The sequence below is a fragment of the Cognatishimia activa genome, from assembly GCF_017798205.1.
Lineage (GTDB): Bacteria > Pseudomonadota > Alphaproteobacteria > Rhodobacterales > Rhodobacteraceae > Cognatishimia > Cognatishimia activa_A.
Window position 1 is genome coordinate 2,198,389 of record NZ_CP060010.1, and the last position, 21,550, is coordinate 2,219,938.

22 protein-coding genes are annotated in these 21,550 nt (G+C 58.4%); 16 read left to right on the forward strand and 6 right to left on the reverse strand.

Annotated elements, in window-relative coordinates:
• Positions 1 to 45: 45 nt before the first annotated feature.
• The 16 genes from ruvC (at position 46) to folD (ending at position 14,964) form a co-directional block, all read left to right on the forward strand.
• Entirely contained in the window at positions 46 to 555 is a 510-nt protein-coding gene (ruvC, locus tag HZ995_RS10745; RefSeq protein ID WP_209355654.1) for a crossover junction endodeoxyribonuclease RuvC, read from the forward strand.
• The gene (ruvA, locus tag HZ995_RS10750; RefSeq protein ID WP_209355655.1) at positions 552 to 1,235 is read left to right on the forward strand and encodes a Holliday junction branch migration protein RuvA; all 684 of its coding nucleotides are present in this window, start codon (positions 552 to 554) and stop codon (positions 1,233 to 1,235) included. Before ruvC ends, ruvA begins: the two co-directional genes overlap by 4 nt.
• A 3-nt stretch (positions 1,236 to 1,238) precedes the next feature.
• The gene (gene ruvB, locus HZ995_RS10755; RefSeq protein WP_209355656.1) at positions 1,239 to 2,264 is read left to right on the forward strand and encodes a Holliday junction branch migration DNA helicase RuvB; all 1,026 of its coding nucleotides are present in this window, start codon (positions 1,239 to 1,241) and stop codon (positions 2,262 to 2,264) included.
• A 17-nt stretch (positions 2,265 to 2,281) separates the two neighbouring features.
• The gene (locus HZ995_RS10760) at positions 2,282 to 2,935 is read left to right on the forward strand and encodes a hypothetical protein (protein ID WP_209355657.1); all 654 of its coding nucleotides are present in this window, start codon (positions 2,282 to 2,284) and stop codon (positions 2,933 to 2,935) included.
• A 62-nt stretch (positions 2,936 to 2,997) separates the two neighbouring features.
• Positions 2,998 to 3,384 carry a tol-pal system-associated acyl-CoA thioesterase gene (ybgC, locus tag HZ995_RS10765; RefSeq protein WP_209355658.1) on the forward strand — a complete coding sequence of 129 codons (387 nt, stop codon included), beginning with the start codon at positions 2,998 to 3,000 and terminating at the stop codon, positions 3,382 to 3,384.
• A 122-nt stretch (positions 3,385 to 3,506) separates the two neighbouring features.
• The gene (tolQ, locus tag HZ995_RS10770; protein WP_209355659.1) at positions 3,507 to 4,181 is read left to right on the forward strand and encodes a protein TolQ; all 675 of its coding nucleotides are present in this window, start codon (positions 3,507 to 3,509) and stop codon (positions 4,179 to 4,181) included.
• Between the two features lie 3 nt (positions 4,182 to 4,184).
• Positions 4,185 to 4,667 (forward strand): protein TolR, encoded by a 483-nt coding sequence (tolR, locus tag HZ995_RS10775; RefSeq protein ID WP_209355660.1) that lies wholly within the window; start codon positions 4,185 to 4,187, stop codon positions 4,665 to 4,667.
• Positions 4,651 to 5,754 carry an energy transducer TonB gene (locus tag HZ995_RS10780; RefSeq protein WP_209355661.1) on the forward strand — a complete coding sequence of 368 codons (1,104 nt, stop codon included), beginning with the start codon at positions 4,651 to 4,653 and terminating at the stop codon, positions 5,752 to 5,754. Before tolR ends, HZ995_RS10780 begins: the two co-directional genes overlap by 17 nt.
• Entirely contained in the window at positions 5,751 to 7,082 is a 1,332-nt protein-coding gene (gene tolB / locus HZ995_RS10785; RefSeq protein WP_209355662.1) for a Tol-Pal system beta propeller repeat protein TolB, read from the forward strand. The genes HZ995_RS10780 and tolB overlap by 4 nt, the downstream gene beginning before the upstream one ends.
• A gap of 84 nt (positions 7,083 to 7,166) precedes the next feature.
• The gene (pal, locus tag HZ995_RS10790; protein ID WP_432417969.1) at positions 7,167 to 7,670 is read left to right on the forward strand and encodes a peptidoglycan-associated lipoprotein Pal; all 504 of its coding nucleotides are present in this window, start codon (positions 7,167 to 7,169) and stop codon (positions 7,668 to 7,670) included.
• A gap of 16 nt (positions 7,671 to 7,686) precedes the next feature.
• Complete coding sequence (gene ybgF, locus HZ995_RS10795; protein WP_209355664.1) at positions 7,687 to 8,511, forward strand: tol-pal system protein YbgF; 825 nt, start codon at positions 7,687 to 7,689, stop codon at positions 8,509 to 8,511.
• A complete protein-coding gene (tilS, locus tag HZ995_RS10800) occupies positions 8,511 to 9,755 on the forward strand; it encodes a tRNA lysidine(34) synthetase TilS (protein WP_209355665.1) in 1,245 nt (414 codons plus the stop codon). The genes ybgF and tilS overlap by 1 nt, the downstream gene beginning before the upstream one ends.
• A gap of 79 nt (positions 9,756 to 9,834) precedes the next feature.
• On the forward strand, positions 9,835 to 11,751 hold the full coding sequence (gene ftsH, locus HZ995_RS10805; RefSeq protein ID WP_209355666.1) for an ATP-dependent zinc metalloprotease FtsH: 1,917 nt from the start codon (positions 9,835 to 9,837) through the stop codon (positions 11,749 to 11,751).
• 249 nt (positions 11,752 to 12,000) lie between these two features.
• On the forward strand, positions 12,001 to 13,677 hold the full coding sequence (locus tag HZ995_RS10810) for a formate--tetrahydrofolate ligase (protein WP_209355667.1): 1,677 nt from the start codon (positions 12,001 to 12,003) through the stop codon (positions 13,675 to 13,677).
• Positions 13,678 to 13,731: 54 nt separating this feature from the next.
• Positions 13,732 to 14,046, forward strand: coding sequence for a chorismate mutase (locus HZ995_RS10815; protein WP_209355668.1), 315 nt, complete (start codon positions 13,732 to 13,734; stop codon positions 14,044 to 14,046).
• A gap of 27 nt (positions 14,047 to 14,073) precedes the next feature.
• The gene (folD, locus tag HZ995_RS10820; RefSeq protein WP_209355669.1) at positions 14,074 to 14,964 is read left to right on the forward strand and encodes a bifunctional methylenetetrahydrofolate dehydrogenase/methenyltetrahydrofolate cyclohydrolase FolD; all 891 of its coding nucleotides are present in this window, start codon (positions 14,074 to 14,076) and stop codon (positions 14,962 to 14,964) included.
• Positions 14,965 to 15,021: 57 nt separating this feature from the next.
• On the opposite strand, the gene HZ995_RS10825 is transcribed toward folD, so the two are convergent.
• The 6 genes from HZ995_RS10825 to HZ995_RS10850 form a co-directional block, all read right to left on the reverse strand.
• Positions 15,022 to 15,456, reverse strand: coding sequence for a PaaI family thioesterase (locus tag HZ995_RS10825; RefSeq protein ID WP_209355670.1), 435 nt, complete (start codon positions 15,454 to 15,456; stop codon positions 15,022 to 15,024).
• A 69-nt stretch (positions 15,457 to 15,525) separates the two neighbouring features.
• Positions 15,526 to 16,188 carry a ligase-associated DNA damage response endonuclease PdeM gene (gene pdeM / locus HZ995_RS10830; protein ID WP_209355671.1) on the reverse strand — a complete coding sequence of 221 codons (663 nt, stop codon included), beginning with the start codon at positions 16,186 to 16,188 and terminating at the stop codon, positions 15,526 to 15,528.
• A 42-nt stretch (positions 16,189 to 16,230) separates the two neighbouring features.
• Positions 16,231 to 18,642 carry a ligase-associated DNA damage response DEXH box helicase gene (locus HZ995_RS10835; protein ID WP_209355672.1) on the reverse strand — a complete coding sequence of 804 codons (2,412 nt, stop codon included), beginning with the start codon at positions 18,640 to 18,642 and terminating at the stop codon, positions 16,231 to 16,233.
• A 114-nt stretch (positions 18,643 to 18,756) separates the two neighbouring features.
• The gene (locus HZ995_RS10840; protein WP_209358243.1) at positions 18,757 to 19,077 is read right to left on the reverse strand and encodes an ArsR/SmtB family transcription factor; all 321 of its coding nucleotides are present in this window, start codon (positions 19,075 to 19,077) and stop codon (positions 18,757 to 18,759) included.
• Between the two features lie 87 nt (positions 19,078 to 19,164).
• A complete protein-coding gene (locus HZ995_RS10845) occupies positions 19,165 to 20,394 on the reverse strand; it encodes a mandelate racemase/muconate lactonizing enzyme family protein (protein ID WP_209355673.1) in 1,230 nt (409 codons plus the stop codon).
• A 56-nt stretch (positions 20,395 to 20,450) separates the two neighbouring features.
• Positions 20,451 to 21,536, reverse strand: coding sequence for a Zn-dependent alcohol dehydrogenase (locus HZ995_RS10850; RefSeq protein WP_209355674.1), 1,086 nt, complete (start codon positions 21,534 to 21,536; stop codon positions 20,451 to 20,453).
• Positions 21,537 to 21,550: the final 14 nt, after the last annotated feature.

The window sequence follows — 21,550 nt, forward strand, 5'->3', positions numbered from 1 at the left end:
TTTGTAACGATCCGTGAGCGATCAGAGCAGGCACAGGAAAACATCATGCGAATTTTGGGAATCGACCCCGGTTTGCGCAACATGGGATGGGGGATTATCGACTCAGTCGGCAGCCGTCTCAGCCATGTGGCCAACGGTATTTGCCATTCAAAAGGCAGCGATGATCTGGCGCTGCGTCTGCATGATCTGCACCAACAATTGACAGATGTGATCCATCGCTATCAGCCGGATCATGCGGCTATTGAACAGACCTTTGTGAACAAAGATGCGGTTGCGACGTTGAAACTGGGTCAGGCGCGCGGGATCGCGTTGTTGGTGCCCGCACAAGCCGGTATAGAGATCGGCGAATATGCCCCCAACAAGGTGAAGAAAACCGTGGTTGGCGTGGGGCATGCGGAAAAGCATCAGGTGGAACATATGGTCAAACTGCAATTGCCCGGAGTTCAGATCGCTGGGGCGGATGCATCGGATGCCTTGGCCATCGCGATTTGCCACGCTCACTATGCGGGTGCATCGCGCGGGTTGGATCAGGCACTGCGGCGGGCCTCGGCATGATTGGCAAGATTGCGGGGCGCGTCGACTATAAGGCGCTGGATCACGCGCTGATCGATGTGCGGGGCGTGGGCTATATCGTCTATTGCTCCGAGCGCACGATGGCGGAATTGCCGCCTGCCGGAGAGGCGGTGGCGCTTTATACAGAACTCTTGGTGCGCGAGGACGTGTTGCAGCTCTTTGGGTTCACGTCGCTACTGGAAAAGGAATGGCATCGGTTGCTGATTTCCGTGCAAGGGATCGGTGCCAAGGCTTCTTTGGCGATCCTTGGAACCTTGGGGCCTGAAGGGGTCGGTCGTGCGATTGCTTTGGGCGACGTGACAGCGATCAAATCCGCCAAAGGGATCGGACCGAAAACAGCGCAACGCGTGGTGCATGAGCTCAAAGACAAAGCACCAGCGGTTATGGCCCTGGGCGGCAGCCTGTCTGGGACTGCAGGGGCGCCGGTTTCGGATGACGTGATTGAGGCACCCACTGCTTCACCGGCGGTCGCGAAACCTGCACCAAAGGCGGCTGAGGGCAATGCGGCCGCGCAGGCCGAGGCTCTGTCTGCTTTGGGCAATCTTGGCTACACGCCGGGCGATGCGGCGGGTGCCGTGGCGCAGGTGTCTGGAGAAATGCCAGAGGCGGATACGCCAGCTTTGATTAAGGCAGCTTTGAAGCTGCTGGCTCCGAAAGGCTAGGGGATGAGTGAACCAGACCCAACCCTGCGCCCCGAAGCGCGCCCTGAGGATGCAGACCGTGCCTTGCGCCCGCAAGGTTTGGATGAATTCATCGGACAAGCCGAAGCCCGTGCAAACCTGCGGATCTTTATCGAATCCGCGCGTCGTCGTGGCGAGGCGATGGACCATACGCTTTTTCACGGACCTCCCGGTCTAGGTAAAACCACGCTCGCGCAAATCATGGCGCGCGAATTGGGCGTGAATTTTCGCATGACCTCGGGGCCTGTCTTGGCCAAGGCAGGCGATTTGGCCGCGATCCTAACCAACCTTGAAGCCCGCGACGTGCTCTTCATTGACGAGATCCATCGTCTGAACCCCGCAGTCGAAGAAGTGCTCTATCCCGCGATGGAGGACTTTGAGCTAGACCTCGTGATCGGCGAAGGCCCAGCGGCGCGCACCGTGCGCATTGAACTCCAACCCTTCACGCTAGTCGGTGCGACAACGCGGCTTGGCTTGCTGACCACGCCACTCAGGGATCGTTTCGGCATTCCAACGCGGCTGCAGTTCTATACCGAGGACGAACTCAACGAGATCGTGTCCCGCAACGCCCGCAAACTGGCAGCCCCTGCCGACGACAAAGGCTCTCGCGAGATCGCGCGGCGCGCGCGGGGCACGCCAAGGATCGCAGGACGGCTCTTGCGCCGCGTGGTGGACTTTGCGCTGGTGGAGGGCGATGGGCGGATCACGCAGGATCTGGCTGATGGCGCGCTCAATCGGTTAGGGGTAGATAATTTGGGTCTTGATGGAGCCGACCGCCGCTATCTGACCTTCATCGCGGAAAATTACGCGGGTGGGCCTGTCGGCGTGGAAACCATCTCGGCGGCGCTCAGCGAAAGTCGGGATGCGATTGAAGAAGTCATCGAACCCTTCCTCTTGCAACAGGGTCTTATTCAACGTACCCCCCGCGGGCGCATGTTGGCGCAGAAGGCCTGGACGCATCTTGGCCTGTCGGCACCAGAACCTCGTGCGCAGGATGATCTGTTCGAATAAACGCCCGGAGGCCTCTGATGAGCCTTTTTGCTGATCCTGCTGAGATCGAAACGCTGTTCACACGCCAAGATGGCACTTATGCCTTCGCGCGCTGGGGCCGTCCGATTGCGCCGATTGTTTTCGGCGTGGATGATGCGACGTTGCAGACGGTAAAAGGCGCGGTCGAGGCCGTGGTGACTTTGGCAGGCCACCAGATGGCCGAAACGGATCCCGAGCTTGGCTCAAACCTCATGTTCTTTTTCTTCCGTGATTGGGTAGAGCTGCTGGATGTGCCCGATCTCGACCGCATGATCCCAGACCTCGCACCCCTGGTGGTGCGTCTGAACAAAGCTGACGCCGCGCATTACCGTACCTTCCGCTTTGACGACCAAAATGCGATCCAAGCGGCTTTTGTGTTTATCCGCATCGCCGGTGCCGCCGCCAAACAGCCCGCCGAAGATCTTGCCCTCAGCCAAGCCGTCCAAATCATGCTGATGTGGGGTGATAAGGCTTTTGCGACGAAATCGCCGCTCGCCCTGTTGCCGGGTCAGAAAAGCGCCGTGCTGCGGCCTGAGATCGCGGGTGTCATCGCCGCCGCGTATGACCGCATGATGCCCAGCTTTGCCGACGACAGCAGCCACGCTTTGCGGCTGTTCGCGCGCCTGCAAGCGCCCATCGTTAACCAGGGTTAACCAGAAATTCCTTGCAAAGCCGCCATGGCTTTTTTACCGCCTATCCAAGGGAGAGCGGTTTCATGCATGAGTTTCCAATTCGCGTTTACTACGAAGACACCGATATGGCGGGGATTGTCTATTACGCGAACTATCTGAAATTCATCGAACGGGCCCGCAGCGATTGGGTCCGCCAGAAGGGCGTCGATCAGAACGCCATGAAAGACGAGGACGGCGTGGTCTTTGCCGTGCGCAAGGTTGAAGCCGACTATCTGATGCCTGCGAAGTTTGACGACGAACTCTTGGTCGAGACGCGCGCGATCCAGGTCACCGGCGCTCGATTGGTCATGGAACAGATCGTCAAACGCGGCAATGAGCTGCTGTTTCAGGCCATCGTGACCATCGTTTGCGTGGGCGAAAACGGCCAGGCAGCCCGTTTGCCAGCAAATCTCCGCCTAATGCTGCATTGATATCGGCAATTTTACCGATTTGAGGCGGAAGTCGTGGCTTTCCCCGTTCATCTTCTGTAGATTCTGCGCAAAATGGGTCCAAAGAGCCCACCGTAAAAGAACAGACGATAAAGAGCAGACTTATGGAAGCAGCCGTAGATTTCTCGATGTGGGGCCTATTCGCGCGCGCCACGCTGACTGTGAAACTGGTGATGGTGGTGTTGATCATCGCATCGTTCTGGTCGTGGTCTGTGATCATTCAAAAACTCATGTCCTACCGTGTTGCACGCCGCGAGGCTGCGCAGTTTGATCGGGCGTTTTGGTCTGGTGAGCCGCTTGATGCTCTGTACGAAGAGATGGGTCCCGATCCTGACGGCCGCTCGGCGCGGATCTTTGCCGCGGGGATGCTGGAATGGCATCGCAGTCATCGTCAGGACGGCGGATTGATTGCCAATGCCACCAGTCGGATTGATCGGTCGATGGATGTGGCCGTCGCGAAAGAAGCGGAAGAATTGCAAAAGGGTCTGCCGATCCTTGCGACGATTGGCTCGACGGCGCCCTTCGTGGGCCTCTTTGGCACCGTCTGGGGCATCATGAACGCCTTTATCGAGATCGCGGAACAACAGAACACCAACCTCGCCGTCGTGGCTCCGGGGATTGCCGAAGCGCTTTTGGCAACAGGGCTTGGCCTTTTGGCCGCGATCCCGGCGGTGATTTTCTACAACAAACTCTCGGCAGACAGTGATCGCATCATCGCGGGCTATGAGGCCTTTATGGATGAATTCGCCACGATCCTGAGCCGTCAATTGGACAGCTGATCCATGGGTGCAGGTGTCATCAAAAAAGAGGGCAGGGGGCGGCGGTCTCGGCGTACCCGCAACCAGCCGATGGCAGAGATCAACGTCACGCCTTTTGTGGATGTGATGCTGGTCCTGTTGATCATCTTTATGGTAGCGGCGCCCTTGTTGACGGTCGGCGTGCCGATTGAACTGCCAAAGACAGCAGCAAATCCATTGCCGGGGGAGCAAGAAGAGCCTTTGACCATTTCCGTCACGGCAGAAGGCACCGTTCTGATCCAGACGACCGAAACCCCAATGGCGGATTTGATCCCTAAATTGCGCGCCATCGCTGCCGAAAGGGATTCAGATCGCGTCTATCTGCGTGCAGATGGCGCAATTCCCTATGAGGTCGTCGTGCAAGTCATGGGCGCGCTCAATGCCGGAGGCTTTAGCGACATTGGCCTGGTAACCGACATCGGAGGCCCGGGTCTGGATGGTGCGGGAACAGATGGCGAGAACGGCTGAGGCGCTCCCGCTCCATCTGGGGCATTATGTGTCGGGCAGTGCGCATGTTCTGCTGATCGGCTGGGTGCTATTTGGGGGCGTGTTTCGCTCGGCGCCCGAGCCCTTTGAAATCACCGGCGTTGAGATGATTTCCTTTGAGGAGTTCGATGCGCTCTTTGCGCCCGAAAACGTACCGTCGCCTGAAACCGCCGTGCAAACGCCCGTTGCGCCCGACGTCACTGAAGCAGCCCCCACTCTGACCCCAACACAAGATCCCCAGATCGAAACCGTGCCTGTGCCAGAGCCCACGCCGACCGAACCAGACCCTGTACCAGAGGTCGCGACACCTGCGCCTCCGTCGCCGGTCATTCCCGACACGCCAGTGGCGCCAGAGCTGCCAAGCATCGAGCCGCCAAGTGCCGCGCCAGAACAAGCCGTGCGCCCCATTGCGCGGCCCGTGCGTCGCGTAGCGCCAACGCCAGTCGACGCCCCGGACCCCGATCTGCAAATCGCCGAGATCGACCAAGCCCCAAGTGCTCCGAGTGAGGACGCGGCCGCGACCGAGGAGGCCCCCGAGGCGACCGCACGCGAAGAGGCCGCCACGGAAATCCCCACCGAGCCTCAGGATGTGGCCGCCGCACCGACGACCTCGGTGCGACCGCGCATCAGACCGCGCACCGTGACGCCCGCCGTACCAACGCCTGCACCTGACACAACCAACGACAGCGTCGCCGCGGCTTTGGCTGAGGCACAAGAGCAGGCCGATACACCCGCGCGCCCTAGCGGCCCGCCGCTGTCCTTCGCTGAAAAAGAATCCCTCAGGGTCTCGGTTCAGCAATGTTGGAACGTGGATGTGGGCAGTCAGGCCGCAAATGTGGTCGTGGTCTTGGGCATGTCACTGGATCGTGATGGTCGTGTGGTAGGTGGTACGTTAAGACTGCTGTCAGCAACCGGCGGCGACACCCGTGCCCAAAATGCAGCTTTTGAAGCCGCACGGCGGGCGGTTTTGCGCTGTCAGCGTGGTGGATTTAATCTGCCGATTGAGAAATATGACCATTGGCGTGATATAGAAATGACGTTCAATCCGGAGAAAATGAGACGTAGATGAAGACTTTCCTTAAATCATTGCTGTGCGCTTTGGCTCTTTTCGTGAGCGTGGCCCCGCTGGCGCAGGCCCAGAACGGTCCTCTCCGGATCGAAATCACCGATGGTGTGATTGAACCCTTACCCTTCGCGGTGCCGAATTTTGTCGCCGAAACCAGCGGCATGGAAGAGCTCGCGACCAATATCGCGCGGGTCGTTGCGGCGGATCTGAACGGCACCGGCCTTTTCCGCGAGATCCCGGAAAACGCTTTTATCAGCACGATCACAAACTTCTCTTCTCCGGTGCAATATTCCGACTGGAAGGCGATCAACGCACAGGCGCTGATTTCCGGTGCCGTCAGCATGAACAACACGGGCGAGATGTCGGTGAAGTTTCGGGTTTATGACGTCTTCTCGGGCCAAGAGCTTGGCAACGGCCTGCGCTTCCGCGGCACGCGCGAGGGTTGGCGGCGCATTGCGCATAAGGTGGCCGATGCGGTTTATAGCCGGATCACGGGTGAAAGCGGCTATTTTGACAGCCGCGTCGTTTACGTCAGCGAGACTGGCCCCAAAAACGAGCGCCTCAAGCGCCTTGCGATCATGGATTATGACGGCGCGAACCTGCAGTTCCTAACCGACAGCAGCTCCATCGTTCTGGCACCGCGCTTTTCGCCCAGTGGTGACCGCGTGCTTTATACCTCTTACGAAACCGGCTTCCCGCGTGTGTTTGTCTTGGATGTGGGCTCTGCGACCCGTCGCGTGCTTGAGGATCAACCGGGCACCATGAGCTTCGCGCCTCGTTTCTCGCCGGATGGCAACAGCGTCGTCTTCTCGATTACCGAGGGCGGCAACACCGATATCTATCTGATGGACATCAACAGCGGGTCTCGCAAACGCCTGACCAATGCGCCGTCAATTGAAACGGCTCCGTCGTTTAGCCCCGACGGCAAGCGGATTGTCTTTGAAAGTGACCGGTCCGGCAGTCAGCAGCTTTATATCATGTCCGCAAATGGCGGGCAGGCGCAGCGGATCAGCTTTGGGCAAGGACGCTATGGTACGCCGGTCTGGAGCCCGCGCGGCGACCTCGTGGCCTTTACCAAACAGAACAAGGGCCGTTTCCACATCGGCGTCATGCGGGTGGATGGCTCGGAAGAACGTCTTCTGACCGCGAGTTTTCTGGATGAAGGCCCGACCTGGTCCCCGAATGGGCGTGTGATCATGTTCACCCGCGAAACACAGGGCGCGAATGGCTCGGCGTCGCTTTATTCGGTGGATGTCTCGGGGCGCAACCTCAAGCCTGTGCGCACGCAGGGTGGGGGGTCCGACCCAAGCTGGTCGCCGCTGCAACAGTAAAGATATTCAGGAATGCCGGACTATGATAAGCTTGCAGCAAATCCTTAGATCCGGTCTGAGAGAGAAAAGAAGCGAGGGGTAAAGATGAGCAGCATGAAATTGACAGCCGCTTTGGTGGCGAGCTTGGCGCTGAGCGCCTGTACGGACGCTGGCCAGTTCGGCGGTGGAGGCCTGTTTGGCGGCAATCGCCCTGCGGACGATACCGAATTCGGTGACCCGACAAGCCCCAGCTATTTCCAGCAAGCCATTGGCGACCGCGTGTTGTTCCCGGTGGATCAGGCCGTGCTGACGGACGAAGGCCGCGCGATCCTTGATGCCCAAGCGGGCTGGCTTGCCGTGAATTCCGATTATGTCGCCATCATTGAAGGCCATGCCGACGAGCAAGGCACGCGCGAATACAACCTCGCGCTGGGCGCGCGCCGTGCCAATGCGGTCCGCGAATATCTCTTGTCCAAAGGTGTCGCCGGCGTGCGTCTGCGCACCGTCAGCTACGGCAAAGAGCGCCCGATTGAGATCTGTTCGGCAGAGGCTTGCTATGAACAGAATCGCCGCGCAGTGACGGTCATTTCGGGCGGTCTCAGCAGCTAAGTTAAGGAATTTCGCCATGCGTTTCATTGCAGTCGCAGCCTTTGTGCTATGCTCTTTCGCTCCTGCGACGGTCTCGGCCCAGCAAGAGGAAACCTTGGCGGATATTCGTCAGCAGCTCTCGATCCTGTTTGTGGATGTGCAGCGGCTAAAGCGGGAGTTGTCGACGACTTTGGCCCCGCGTGGGTCCGAGAACGAGGTGTCCGTTCTGTCGCGCATTGACGCGATTGAGCTGGAACTGCAGCGTTTGACCGGCAAAACGGAACAGCTGGAATTCCGTATCGAGCGGATCGTCAAAGACGGGACCAACCGGATTGGCGATCTTGAATTCCGCCTTGTCGAACTTGAAGGCGGCGACGTCAGCCAATTGGGCGAAACCACTACGCTGGGCGGGGATGTGGCTGGCACAATCGATCAGCTTGAGGACACAGGGTCTGGCGATGGAGTCCCAACCGAATTGGCCGTGGGCGAAGAAGCGGATTTCCAGCGCGCTTATGATGCGCTGGATTCCGGGGATTTCCTGGCCGCCGCTGATCAATTCCGCGCCTTTAACGAAACCTATCCCGGTAGCCCGCTTTCGGCTGAAGCCTTCCTGCGTCAGGGCGAGGCTTTGGAAGGGTCCGGCGCAACCGCAGATGCGGCGCGGGCCTATCTGGAAAGCTATTCCGGCCATCCCAATAACTACACAGCGCCCGAAGCCTTGTTCCGTTTGGGAACGGCCCTTGGCAAGCTGGGTCAAACCCGCGAGGCCTGCGTGACCCTCAACGAGGTCGGTGTGCGTCATCCGGGCGACAGTTTCGTCGGGGATGCGCAGGCTGAAATGCAAAGGCTTCAATGTAGCTGATGCGCGACAGCAAGACGATTTTAACGAAAATCGCCAGTCGAGTGCCTGCTGAAGGCGCGATTGGCGTGGCTGTGTCGGGCGGCGGGGATTCCCTTGCGCTCTTGCTGGCATTGCAGGAAATAGCAGAGACCACGGGGCAACAGATCGAAGCCATGACCGTCGATCACGGGCTGCGCGCCGAAGCGACTGCCGAGGCGGATTACACCCGCAAAATCTGTGTCAAACTCGGCATTCCCCACGCGACCGCGCGCTGGACGGGGTGGGGCGGCGAAGGCAACTTGCAGGACGCGGCGCGGCAAGGCCGGTATCGTTTGATCGCGGAGTGGGCCGAGCGTCGCAAACTGGCTGCGGTCTGCATTGGCCACACACAGGACGACGTGGCCGAGACCTTTGTGATGCGCCTGGGTCGCGAAAGCGGTGTCGACGGTCTGGCGAAAATGGCCGAGCGTTTCACGCGCCACGACGTGCAATTCCTGCGTCCAATGCTGGACATCGAACGTTCCGAGCTGCGCGACTATCTAAAACGGCGTGGTGTTGAGTGGGTTGATGATCCCTCTAACGACAACGAAGATTTCGACCGCGTCCGCATCCGTCGCGCGCTTGAGGTTTTAAGGGACGTCGGTATCTCGTCTGAAAACCTCGCTGCAGTTGCCGAAAACATGAGCCAAGTGCGCGACGTGATGAAAGATCGCGCTGCGGATTTTGCGGCTCGGGTGGCACGTCAGGACAAGGGCGATCTTGTTCTGGATCTGGAGAGCTTTAAGGCAGCGCCCTATGAATTGCGCCGCCGTCTTTTGAATGACGCCCTGGGCTGGGTGTCTCCAACGCCTTACCCTCTGCGCCGAGGCACGTTGAGCGAGCTGGATCATGCCATTTCCGAGGGTCGGAATTTCTCTTGCAACGGCTGCATCATTCAGCTGACCGCAAAATCGGCCCGCATTCTGCGCGAATTCAATGCCGTGCGCGAGCTGGTGGAATTTGCTCCAAACTGGGATCGTTGGCACCTTAAGGGGCCTTGGACTGTGGGCCTCAAAGTCACCGCTTTGGGCGAACCGAGCCTTGCCGGTTTGGAAGATTGGCGCGCATCAGGCGCGACGCGACAATCCTTGATGGCGTCGCCCGCCGTGTGGAAAGGCGAAGATTTGATCGCGGTGCCCTTGGCAAACTATGGCGAGGGGTGGTCATTAAACCTACGTGAACCCGATTTTCACAAGTTTATGCTAGGATCCGCCTATTCGCATTGAACCTTGCGGCGTGATGTCTATTTATCACCCATGGAGGCTGTGATAGACACGGCTCCAACCGAATTTTAGGAGAATTGCCTTGGGCAACGCACGTAATATCGCTTTCTGGGTTGTGCTCTTCCTGCTGATCCTCGCGCTTTTCAATCTGCTAAGCGGCAACAGCAGCACCCTGCAAAGCCGTGAAATTGGCTATTCCGACTTTGTCGCCTCTGTTGAGGAGGGCACTGTCACCAGCGTCACCTTGGATGGCGAAAAGGTTGTGTATCGCACGGCAGACGGCACGGACTATGTCACCATCGCGCCCGAAGACGCCCGCGTGACCGAGCTTTTGCTGGCCCAGGACGTGCCGGTAAAAGCCGAGGCGCAAGAGCAATCTGGCTTTCAGGCATTCATCCTAAGCCTGCTGCCCTTCCTGCTGTTGATCGGTGTGTGGATCTATTTCATGAACCGCATGCAGGGTGGTGGCAAAGGCGGCGCGATGGGCTTTGGCAAATCCAAAGCCAAGATGCTGACCGAAAAGCATGGCCGCGTGACCTTTGATGATGTCGCTGGCATCGATGAAGCGAAAGAAGAGCTCGAAGAGATCGTTGAGTTCCTCCGCAACCCTCAGAAATTCAGCCGTCTTGGCGGTAAGATCCCTAAGGGCGCGTTGCTCGTAGGCCCTCCGGGTACAGGTAAAACCCTACTGGCGCGCGCGATTGCGGGTGAGGCGGGTGTGCCGTTCTTCACCATCTCTGGTTCTGACTTTGTTGAGATGTTCGTGGGTGTGGGTGCCTCCCGTGTCCGTGACATGTTCGAGCAAGCCAAGAAAAACGCGCCTTGTATCGTGTTCATCGACGAAATCGACGCCGTGGGTCGCCATCGTGGCGCAGGCTATGGCGGCGGCAATGACGAGCGTGAACAGACGCTCAACCAGCTGCTTGTCGAGATGGACGGTTTTGAAGCCAACGAGGGCGTGATCATTCTGGCCGCGACCAACCGGAAAGACGTGCTGGACCCAGCGCTGCTGCGTCCGGGCCGTTTTGACCGTAACGTGACTGTCGGCAATCCTGACATCAAAGGCCGTGAGAAGATCCTTGGCGTTCACGCGCGTAAGACGCCTCTGGGCCCAGACGTCGACCTGCGCATCATTGCGCGCGGTACGCCGGGTTTCTCTGGTGCGGATCTCGCGAACCTTGTGAATGAGGCCGCGCTGATGGCTGCCCGTGTCGGTCGTCGTTTTGTCACGATGGAGGATTTTGAATCCGCCAAAGACAAGGTGATGATGGGGGCCGAACGTCGCTCGATGGTTCTGACTCAGGATCAGAAAGAAAAGACCGCTTATCACGAAGCAGGCCACGCTGTGGTGGGCCTAAAATTGCCGGAATGTGATCCCGTCTATAAGGCGACAATCATTCCGCGCGGTGGCGCTTTGGGCATGGTCGTGTCCCTGCCTGAAATGGACCGTCTGAACTACCACAAAGAGGAATGTAAGCAGAAGCTGGCCATGACCATGGCTGGTAAAGCTGCTGAGATCATCAAATACGGTGAGGACAATGTGTCCAACGGCCCAGCAGGCGATATCATGCAAGCCAGCCAACTGGCACGCGCGATGGTGCTGCGTTGGGGGATGTCCGATAAGGTCGGCAACATCGACTATGCCGAGGCGCATGAGGGCTATTCCGGCAATACCGGTGGTTTCTCGGTCTCGGCCAACACCAAAGAGCTGATTGAAGAAGAGGTCCGCGCCTTTATCCAAGGCGGCTATGATCGTGCCTACGAAATTCTGACCAAATACAAGGATGAGTGGGAACGTCTGGCGCAAGGCCTGTTGGAATACGAAACCCTGACGGGCGAAGAAATCCAGCGCGTCATGAACGGCGAGCCTCCGCAAGCGTCTGATGATGACGAAGGCTCTGCGCCTAGTGCCGAGGATAAGCCATCTGTGACGGCGATCCCGAAAACCAAACCGCGCAACAAGCCGGATGGCGGGATGGAGCCTGAGCCGACCGCCTAACGCGCTCGACACGCAAAACAAATAAACCGGTGCTCGCATGAGTGCCGGTTTTTTGTTTTCGAAAGCATGGTGATCCAGACCGCTTGTTTGGCATAGGACGCGAAACGAGATTTCCGTTTCCCAAACGAAACCCCATCTGTCGCGCAAGACGCAAGAATGCTTGTTTGTGTCGGAATTGCTCCGTGTGCCGAGGCATTCTGTCGCTATTAATCGAGTCAAACACCACCTTTAGCGACTGGAAAGACCGCCATGGGATATAAATCAGACATCGAAATCGCACGCGAAGCCAACAAGAAACCGATCATGGAGATCGGCGCCAAGCTTGGTATGGAACCAAATGACCTGCTGCCCTATGGCCATGACAAAGCCAAGGTTAGCCAAGAGTTCATCAACTCGGTTCAGGGCAAAGAGGATGGCAAGCTGATCCTCGTCACCGCGATCAACCCGACCCCTGCGGGCGAAGGTAAAACCACCACCACCGTGGGTCTGGGCGATGGTCTGAACGCGATCGGCAAGAACGCGATGATCTGTATCCGCGAGGCGTCCTTGGGCCCGAACTTCGGCATGAAGGGCGGCGCTGCTGGCGGCGGTTACGCGCAGGTTGTGCCAATGGAGGAAATGAACCTCCACTTCACCGGTGACTTCCACGCGATTACTTCTGCGCACTCGCTTCTGTCGGCGATGATCGACAACCACATCTATTGGGGTAACGAGCAGGAAATCGACACCCGCCGCGTTGCATGGCGTCGTGTGGTCGATATGAACGACCGTGCGCTGCGTCAGATCACGGCGTCTTTGGGTGGCGTATCCAACGGCTTCCCGCGCGAAACCGGCTTTGACATCACAGTGGCCTCTGAGGTTATGGCGATCCTTTGCCTCGCGACCGACCTCGCGGATCTGGAGAAACGTCTGGGCGACATCATCGTGGCCTATCGCCGCGACAAGACGCCTGTGTATTGCCGCGACATCAAAGCATCCGGCGCGATGACCGTGCTGCTGAAAGACGCGATGCAGCCAAACCTCGTGCAGACGCTGGAAAACAACCCGGCCTTTGTCCACGGCGGCCCATTCGCGAATATCGCGCACGGCTGTAACTCTGTCATCGCGACCAAGACCGCGTTGAAAGTGGCGGACTACGTCGTGACCGAAGCTGGCTTTGGTGCGGACCTTGGCGCCGAGAAATTCATGAACATCAAATGCCGCAAAGCAGGGCTTGCACCCGATTGTGTGGTGCTCGTGGCGACTGTGCGCGCGATGAAGATGAACGGCGGGGTGGCGAAAGCGGATCTGGGCGAAGAGAACGTGCAGGCGGTTCAAGACGGTTGTGCGAACCTTGGCCGTCACATCGGCAACGTTAAATCCTTTGGCGTGCCTGTGGTCGTTGCGATCAACCACTTTGTCACCGACACCGACGCCGAAGTTGCGGCCGTCAAGGAATACGTTGAGGGCCAAGGCTCTGAAGCGATCCTGTGTCAGCACTGGGCGCATGGCTCTGAAGGCACCAAAGAACTGGCGACCCGCGTTGCGGAAATCGCAGACTCAGGCGTCAGCCAATTCGCACCGCTCTATCGCGACGAGATGCCTCTGTTTGAGAAAATCGAGACCATCGCGAAACGCATCTACCGTGCGGACGAAGTTCTGGCAGATCAGAAAATCCGCAACCAGCTGCGCGAATGGGAAGAGGCCGGCTATGGCAACCTGCCTGTCTGTATGGCTAAGACACAGTACAGCTTCTCGACCGACCCGAACCTTCGTGGTGCACCAGTCGGTCACTCTGTGCCAGTACGTGAGGTGCGCCTCTCTGCCGGTGCCGGTTTCATCGTGGTTGTCTGCGGTGAGATCATGACCATGCCTGGCCTGCCACGCAAGCCAGCGGCCGAGACGATTTGCCTCAATGCAGATGGTGAAATCGAGGGCTTGTTCTAAGTTGAAAAATGCGCTCTCTGCGGCCACATAAAGGGTGGCCGCAGGAGTATCCAAATGACGACACTGAAATCCCCTCAAGACTGTCAAAACATGCAGGAATTGCGGGAGGCCATAGATGGTCTGGATCGTCACTTGGTCGAGCTTTTGGTGGCGCGTGCGGGGATGATCGACCGCGCAATCGAGCTCAAACAGATTAACGGCTGGCCCGCCCGCATTCCCGAACGTGTGGAAGAGGTGGTCAGCAAGGTCAAAGCAACCTCGGCATCTGTGGGGCTAGACCCCCAGCTAACCGAGGATTTGTGGCGACGCCTGATAGATTGGTCCATCGCGCGCGAGGCGCAGGTGATCAAAGAGAACGCAGAGGCCTAGCCTCTTAGACTGTGGGGGACTGACAAGATGGCAGCTCAGATTATCGACGGCAAAGCCTTTGCCGCAACCGTGCGTGAAAAAGTGGCAGGCCATGTGGCGCGGCTGAAAGAAGAAAACGGCATCACGCCGGGTTTGGCCGTGGTTCTTGTTGGGGAAGACCCTGCGAGCCAGGTTTATGTGCGCTCTAAGGGAAAGCAGACCGTTGAGGCGGGCATGAATTCCTATGAACACAAGCTGGACGCGGACACCTCTGAAGAGGATCTGCTGGCCGTTGTGAACCAGCTGAACAATGACCCGAATGTGCATGGCATTCTGGTGCAGCTTCCGCTGCCGGGGCATCTGAACGAAGATCTGATCATCAACTCTATTGATCCGGCGAAAGATGTGGATGGGTTCCATATTTCTAACGTGGGCCTTCTTGGCACGGGTCAGAAATCCATGGTGCCTTGCACACCGCTTGGCTGCTTGATGATGCTGCGCGATCACCATGGTTCTCTGTCTGGTATGGATGCGGTTGTCATCGGGCGCTCCAACATTGTGGGCAAGCCAATGGCGCAGCTTTTGCTGGGCGATAGTTGCACCGTGACAATCGCACATAGCCGCACCAAAGACTTGCCGGATGTTGTGCGTCGTGCGGATATCGTTGTGGCCGCTGTGGGCCGCCCTGAGATGGTGCCTGGGGACTGGATCAAGGAAGGCGCGACCGTGATTGATGTGGGCATCAACCGCATCGAGCGTGATGGTAAGAACAAACTTGTGGGCGACGTGGATTACGCGTCTTGTGCCGAGCGGGCAGGGGCGATCACCCCAGTGCCGGGCGGTGTTGGGCCGATGACCATCGCCTGTCTCTTGGCCAATACTGTGACGGCTTGCTGTCGTGCACACGGGCTCGCGGAACCCGAAGGGCTCACCGCTTAAACTTTTTCTTTGAAAGAAAAAGACGTCGGATCCTTTTAAAGGATCCGCGCAGGCGGCCTAGGTCTTTGGATGGGCCGCCACCATCGTTCCCATTAAAATCGCGACGTGGATCGGCGCTTTGCCGTGGCTCTCGCCGTAGACATCGGCCTGCGTGACAATCAGCCGCTTGCCGGGTTTGATCACGCGTCCGACTGCACGCAGCCGCTCTCCAGCGGCAGGGGCAAGCAGGTTGATCTTCATTTCAGTGGTCAAAACATTGCCGTCCAGCGTCATGGTTGTGGCGGCCGCAAAGCCCGCTGCTGTGTCCCCAAGCGCAAAGGTCAGGCCCGCATGGCCAACGCCATTGTGCTGCAAAAACGCTTCGCCTAGCGGTGCGGTGATTTCGGCACGGCCCAATTCGACCCCATGAATTTCAGCGCCAATTGTCTTCATAAAGGCCTGTGCATAAAAGGCTGCGCGGATTTTTTCATCAACAATGGGATCCAGGGACATAGGACACCTGCCGTTCGTATTCCCTTAGAGCATGCCGATCTGATCAGAGGTCACAACGAGAGCGTCGCGTCACTTTGGCAAGGGAACGATCCGAGGGGTTTGGCCGGTGACGATGGCTTGCGCCTCAGGGCGCATCAGGCTTTTCAGTGCGTCATCAGAGCTGCGCAATCCGCCGGTATAGGTGCCATATGACGGCATGATGATCCGGTCGGAATCAAACAGGAACGCGGGTCTGGAAATCGACCTAAGGCGGGTCTGCACACGAACTTTGGGATGATAGTGCCCTGAAATTTCGCCACTTTTCCCCTGCTGCGGGATATGGCGGAACGTAAGCGGCGGCAAAGGCAATTCGGCCAAATGGCTGCCCGGCAATTGCACGGGTCCCGGATCATGGTTGCCTTCGATCCAGATCCAACGGCGGCCTGCCTGCAGGCGATGGATCCAGTTGGTCTCGGCCTCAGGCAGCTCGTCCAGCACCTCTAGATCGTCAAAACTGTCGCCCAGACAGACCACAATCGCGGCCTGCGTCTGTTGCAGATCATGTTCCAGCCGGATCAGCGTGTCCTGCGTGTCATAGGGCGGCAGAACCTGCCCAGACAGGCGCGCGAGCCGTTCTGATTTCCCAAGATGAAGGTCGGAAACACAAAGCAGGCGTTTTTCCTGCCACCAAAGCGCGCCCGACCCAAGGGCCGTCAACTGTGCGCCTGCCAAAGAAAAGTCCACGCCGTTCATATGGCATAGGTGACCTAAATCGGGGGCACTGGCAAGCAGGGATCAGTTAATTTTTGCAAGGCCAGAGGTGTCCATCAACCTGGCCTCTTCTTCCGCCAAAAGCCGTTCTTCGGCAGACCCTGATACTGAGACCTTGCCGACCTCTAAAAACAGGGGCGCTGCCAGAGGCGTCACACGATCCAGCACGACGTGATCGATACGCCCGTCGATCCGCGCGAGCATTTCTTCGATGCGCGCGAAATCTACGAGGCCGCGCATCGCCTCTTCTCGGGTGATCTGCATCAAGACGTGATCAGGGTCATACTTCAGCAAAGTGTCATAGAGGATATCGCTGGAAAACGTTGCTTGCCGGCCGGTCTTGCGCTTGCCGGGCAGGTTGCGGTCAATCAGGCCCGCGATGGTCGCAACACCTCGGAAGGTGCGTTTCATGAGTGCGTTTTCAGCAAGCCAGCCGTCCAAGCCGTCGCGCAGCTCCTTTGGGTCCAGCAGTGGGCGAGGATCGCTTACGTGATCTAAACCCCAGATCAAGGTGGCGTAATCGGTGGCGACAAAGCCCATTGGAGCGAGCCCCAAGTCTTCCATCCTCTTCGTCAGCAAAAGTCCCAAAGTTTGCTGCGCGTTTCGGCCTGCAAACCCATAAACACACAGGTTCTGGCGATCGTCATTCGGAAAGCTTTCAACCAAAAGACGCCCGGGTTGTGGCAGTCTCGACATCTTGGTTTGTAGATGCAACCAGTCGCTAGTGTGTTGGGGCAGTTCGGGCCAATCCCCTTTGTCAAACAATCGCAAAATACGTTGGGACAATTGGGTTGAGGTCGAGAATTTCGACCCCGAGAATACAGCCACTTTGGGTTTGCGCCCGCGATTGCGCGAGACTTCGACGGTCATCTCGCGCAGGCCCTCATAGCGCACGATCTGCCCGCCGATCAGAAAGGTGTCGCCGGCGGTGAGTGACGCGGCAAAGGCTTCTTCGATCTCGCCCAGCGGCTTGCCGCCGCGGGACCGGCCCATGCGCACTTTCAACAGGTCGCTGTCCTGAATAGTGCCCGCATTCATGCGGATCTTGGCCGCCGAACGTGGATCGCGCAGATGCCATGTCCCGTCCGGTGCCTGTTTTAACCGTTGCCACTGATCATACGCCCGCAGCGCATAGCCACCGGTTGCACAGAACGTCAGACAAAGGTCGAAATCAGCTCGGGACAGATCAGCGAAGGCCCCAGCCGAGGTCATTTCGGCGAAGAGTTCGTCCGGATCAAACGACCCCGCCGCCGCGCGCAGCATGATATGTTGGCACAAGACGTCCCGAGGCCCAGCCCCGCGTGTTTCCCCATCCAGATCGTTTTCCTGCACCGCTTGAAGCGCTGCGACGCATTCAATGACCTCAAATCGGTTCGCCGGCACCAGTATGGCTTTTGACGGCGCATTATAGCGGTGATTGGCCCGCCCGATGCGTTGCACCAGTCGTTTAACGTTCTTGGGCGCGCCGACCTGAATGACCAAGTCCACATCGCCCCAGTCGATGCCCAGATCCAGACTGCCCGTGCAAACAATTGCCCGCAGCTCGCCGCGCACCATCGCGGCTTCGACCTTTAGGCGTTGCTCTCGGTCCAAGCTGCCATGGTGTATGCCAATGGGCAGCGCTTCGTCATTTGCGAGCCAGAGGTTGTGAAAGAAAATTTCGGCCTGCGCGCGGGTGTTGTGAAAGATCAGCGTGGTCTTGTGTTTCTTGACCTCTTCCAGAACTGCTGGGATCGCATAGGCCGCGCCGCCGCCGGACCAGGGTGGGGCCTCGTCGGTCTGTAGCATCGAGATATCAGGTGCAGGGCCTGGATCTGCGGTTAAGATCTCGCAAGGGTCCGGGTTTTTGGCCAAGAGCTTTGCGATGTCGTCTGGTCGATCCACGGTCGCCGAAAGGCCAACACGTTTCATATCGGGGCACAGTGCCTGCAAGCGCGCCAGTGCCAGCATCAATTGGTCGCCCCGTTTGCTTTCCGCCAAAGCGTGGATTTCATCCACGACGACCCGCTTGAGGCCACGGAAAATATGGGGCGCATCCTCGTAACTGGTCAGGAGAGCAAGGCTTTCCGGCGTGGTCAGCAGAATATGAGGCGGATCAGCCCGCTGGCGTTTCTTGCGCATACCAGAGGTGTCACCCGTGCGCTCTTCGATCCGAATGGGCAGCCCGATCTCTGAAATCGGCGTGTTGAGATTGCGTTGAATGTCGCTCGCAAGCGCCTTGAGCGGAGAAACATAGAGCGTATGCAGACCCTCATGCGTCCCATCTGCCAAATCGACCAAAGTGGGCAGGAACCCCGCCAGAGTCTTGCCACAGCCCGTCGGAGCAATCAGCAAAAGGGCGGGCACATCGCCTTTGGCCAGCATCTGCAACTGATGTGGATGGGCCGCCCAGCCTCGGCTGGCAAACCAGTCGTTGAATGCCGATGGAAGCGTCATACCTGCGCGTAAGACCTTTGAAGATTGAGGCGAAGCGAGAATTTAAGGAACGCTAGGGCGCTGCGGCGCTCAAGGCAAGATCAACATCAAGCGAGCTCGAAGCTCGATGTGCTCTTACTCTTTTGAGGGATCTTCACGCGTTGAGTCCGTGGCGCAAAACCGTTCATAGAGAACACCGATAATCTGGGCGACAGTCTGGTCTGCGACAGAGTAATAAACGGTCTTTCCGTTGCGGCGGGTCTCAACCATCTCTTCTTCGCGCAAGCGTGCAAGCATCTGACTGACCGCAGCCTGACGCGCATCCAATAGAATTTCCAACTCGCTGACGGATTTTTCGCCTGTCGAGAGATGGCAAAGGATTTTCAATCGACCTTCATGCGCAAAGCTTTTCAGGAAGCGCGCCGCAGCGGCTGCGCTTTCTTCAAAAGACGTCATAGAGTCGGCGGAGTTTTGGATATTCACAGCTAAATCCTAAAACAATTGACCCAGCCTAGCATAGAAACCGCCAATTTGCGAAGTCACTTATTCAAGAGGTGGCGCGCCACCGGCAAAAGAGTTGCCATTCACATAGTCGCAAGGATCGTCCTGCATGTTCAGATGTAGATCGTGGCCGGTGAAAGGATGCGCGCGGGCAAGGTCTTCGTCGACTTCGATGCCAAGGCCGGGTTCGGTTGGCGCGTGGACAAAGCCGTCTTCGACGCGAATGCCGCCTTTGATGAGGTCCTTGTGGAAAGGTGTTTCGATGGTTTCGACCATCAGGATGTTCGGGATCGAAATGCCGAAATGGATATTCGCGGCCCATTCCACTGGGCCTGCATAAAGATGCGGTGCCATCTGCGCGTTGTGAACTTCGGCGAGGGCTGCGATCTTTTTTGCCTCCCATATGCCGCCGACGCGCCCCAGCGCGGGTTGCAGGATTGTTGCGGCTCCCAGGCGCAGGACGTCTGCGAATTCGGCTTTGGTAGTGAGGCGCTCGCCGGTGGCTGTCGGAATGCGCACAGCTTGCGCGACTTTGGCCATTTCGCGCGCATTGTCTGGCGGAATTGGCTCTTCATACCAGAGCGGGCTGTATTTCTCCAAGGCCTGCCCAAGGCGGATCGCGCCCGCGGTGGTGAATTGCCCGTGGGTTCCGAACAATAGGTCCGCCTCATCGCCCACCGCGCCGCGGATCGCCTGACACATGGCCTCGGACATGGTGATGTCGCGCATCGCAGGCATGTGGCCGCCGCGCATTGTGTATGGACCAGCCGGGTCAAATTTCATCGCGGTGTAGCCTTGGGCCAGCAGATCAGCCGCCGCTTCGGCATGCATAGCGGGCGAGGTCCAAAAGGCGTTTATGTCATGCTCGGGAAGGGGATAAAGATAGGTATAGGCCCGCAGCCGTTCATTCATTTTACCACCCAGCAGAGCATAGACGGGACGACCGCGATCCTTGCCCAGAATATCCCAGCAGGCGATCTCTAACCCGGAAAACGCGCCCATCACGGTCAGGTCCGGCCGCTGCGTGAAGCCTGAGGAATAGACCTTGCGGAACATCAATTCGATGTCTTCGGGGTTCTCGCCCTGCATATGCCGCTCAAAGACATCGCGGATTACGTGGGTCATGGCCTCGGGCCCCACAGAGGCCGCATAGCATTCACCCCAACCGACCAGCCCGGTGTCGGTGCGCAGTTTGACCAAAATCCAGTAACGGCCACCCCAACCCGGCGCTGGGGGGCTTGTGACGATGACATCCAGATCGATCAGACGCATGGGGCTCTCCTTTGGATGTGAGCTTGCGACGAAGTCTTCGCGGGCGCAAGCGCGCCTTAGAACACGATGACGTTGCGCTTGGCAGTGCCGGTTTTTGTGTCGGCAATGGCTTCGTTGATTTTATCCAGCGTCCATGTGCCAGAGACCAACTCATCCAGTTTCAAGCGGCCTTGCTCATAGAGGTCTGCCATCCAAGGGATGTCGCGCGGCACCACCACGTCGCCCATTTTAGAGCCGATCATGCTCTGGCCGACAGCGGCGAAGTTCGCGGCCTCATATGTAGAAACCGCGCCCGTATGGGGCATACCCACCATGATCATCTTGCCGCCATAGGCGAGGTAATTCGGCGCGGCGTCATAGGCAGGGGCGGCACCCACAGTGACCAGAACCGCATCGGCCCCACGTCCTCCGAGGGCCTCTTTGGCGGCGCGCCATGGCTTATCTTCCGTAGCGAGCACACCGTGGGTTGCGCCAAATTCCTTTGCGATTTCAAGCTTCTCTTCGCTCATATCCACGGCGACGATCCGACGAGCACCTGCGATACGCGCGCCTTGGATGGCGTTCAGGCCCACACCGCCTGCACCAATAACGACGACGTCTTGACCAGCGCGCAATTGCGCTGCGTTCACAACAGCTCCGACGCCGGTGATGACGCCGCAAGCCAAGAGGCTCGCGCAGGTCGAGGACATATCCTCGGGGATCTCGGCGATCTGGCTTTGATCGACCACGACCTTCTCTGCAAAAGCTCCACAGGCCATCGCCTGATGCAACTTGCTGCCGTCGGGCATGGTCAGAGGCCCTTTGTCACCGTCATAGGCCGTTTGACAGATCGTCGGCGTTCCGGCCGCACAGGCAGGGCAGGTGCCACAGGCGCGAATGAGGGTCACGACCACTTTGTCACCCACCTGATGGCCCGTTACATTGTCGCCCATCGCGGTAATCACGCCCGCCGCCTCATGGCCATAGACCGCAGGCAAAGACCCGCCCCAGGCACCATCGGCGTAAGAGATATCTGAGTGGCAAATCGCGACGGCAGCGAGGGTCACCTCGACCTCGCCTGAAATCGGTGCGCGCAGCTCGACGTCTTCGATAGAGAGGGGTTTGCCAAATTCGTGGCAGACAGCAGCTTTGACTAGGGCCATGTCAGAAATCCTTG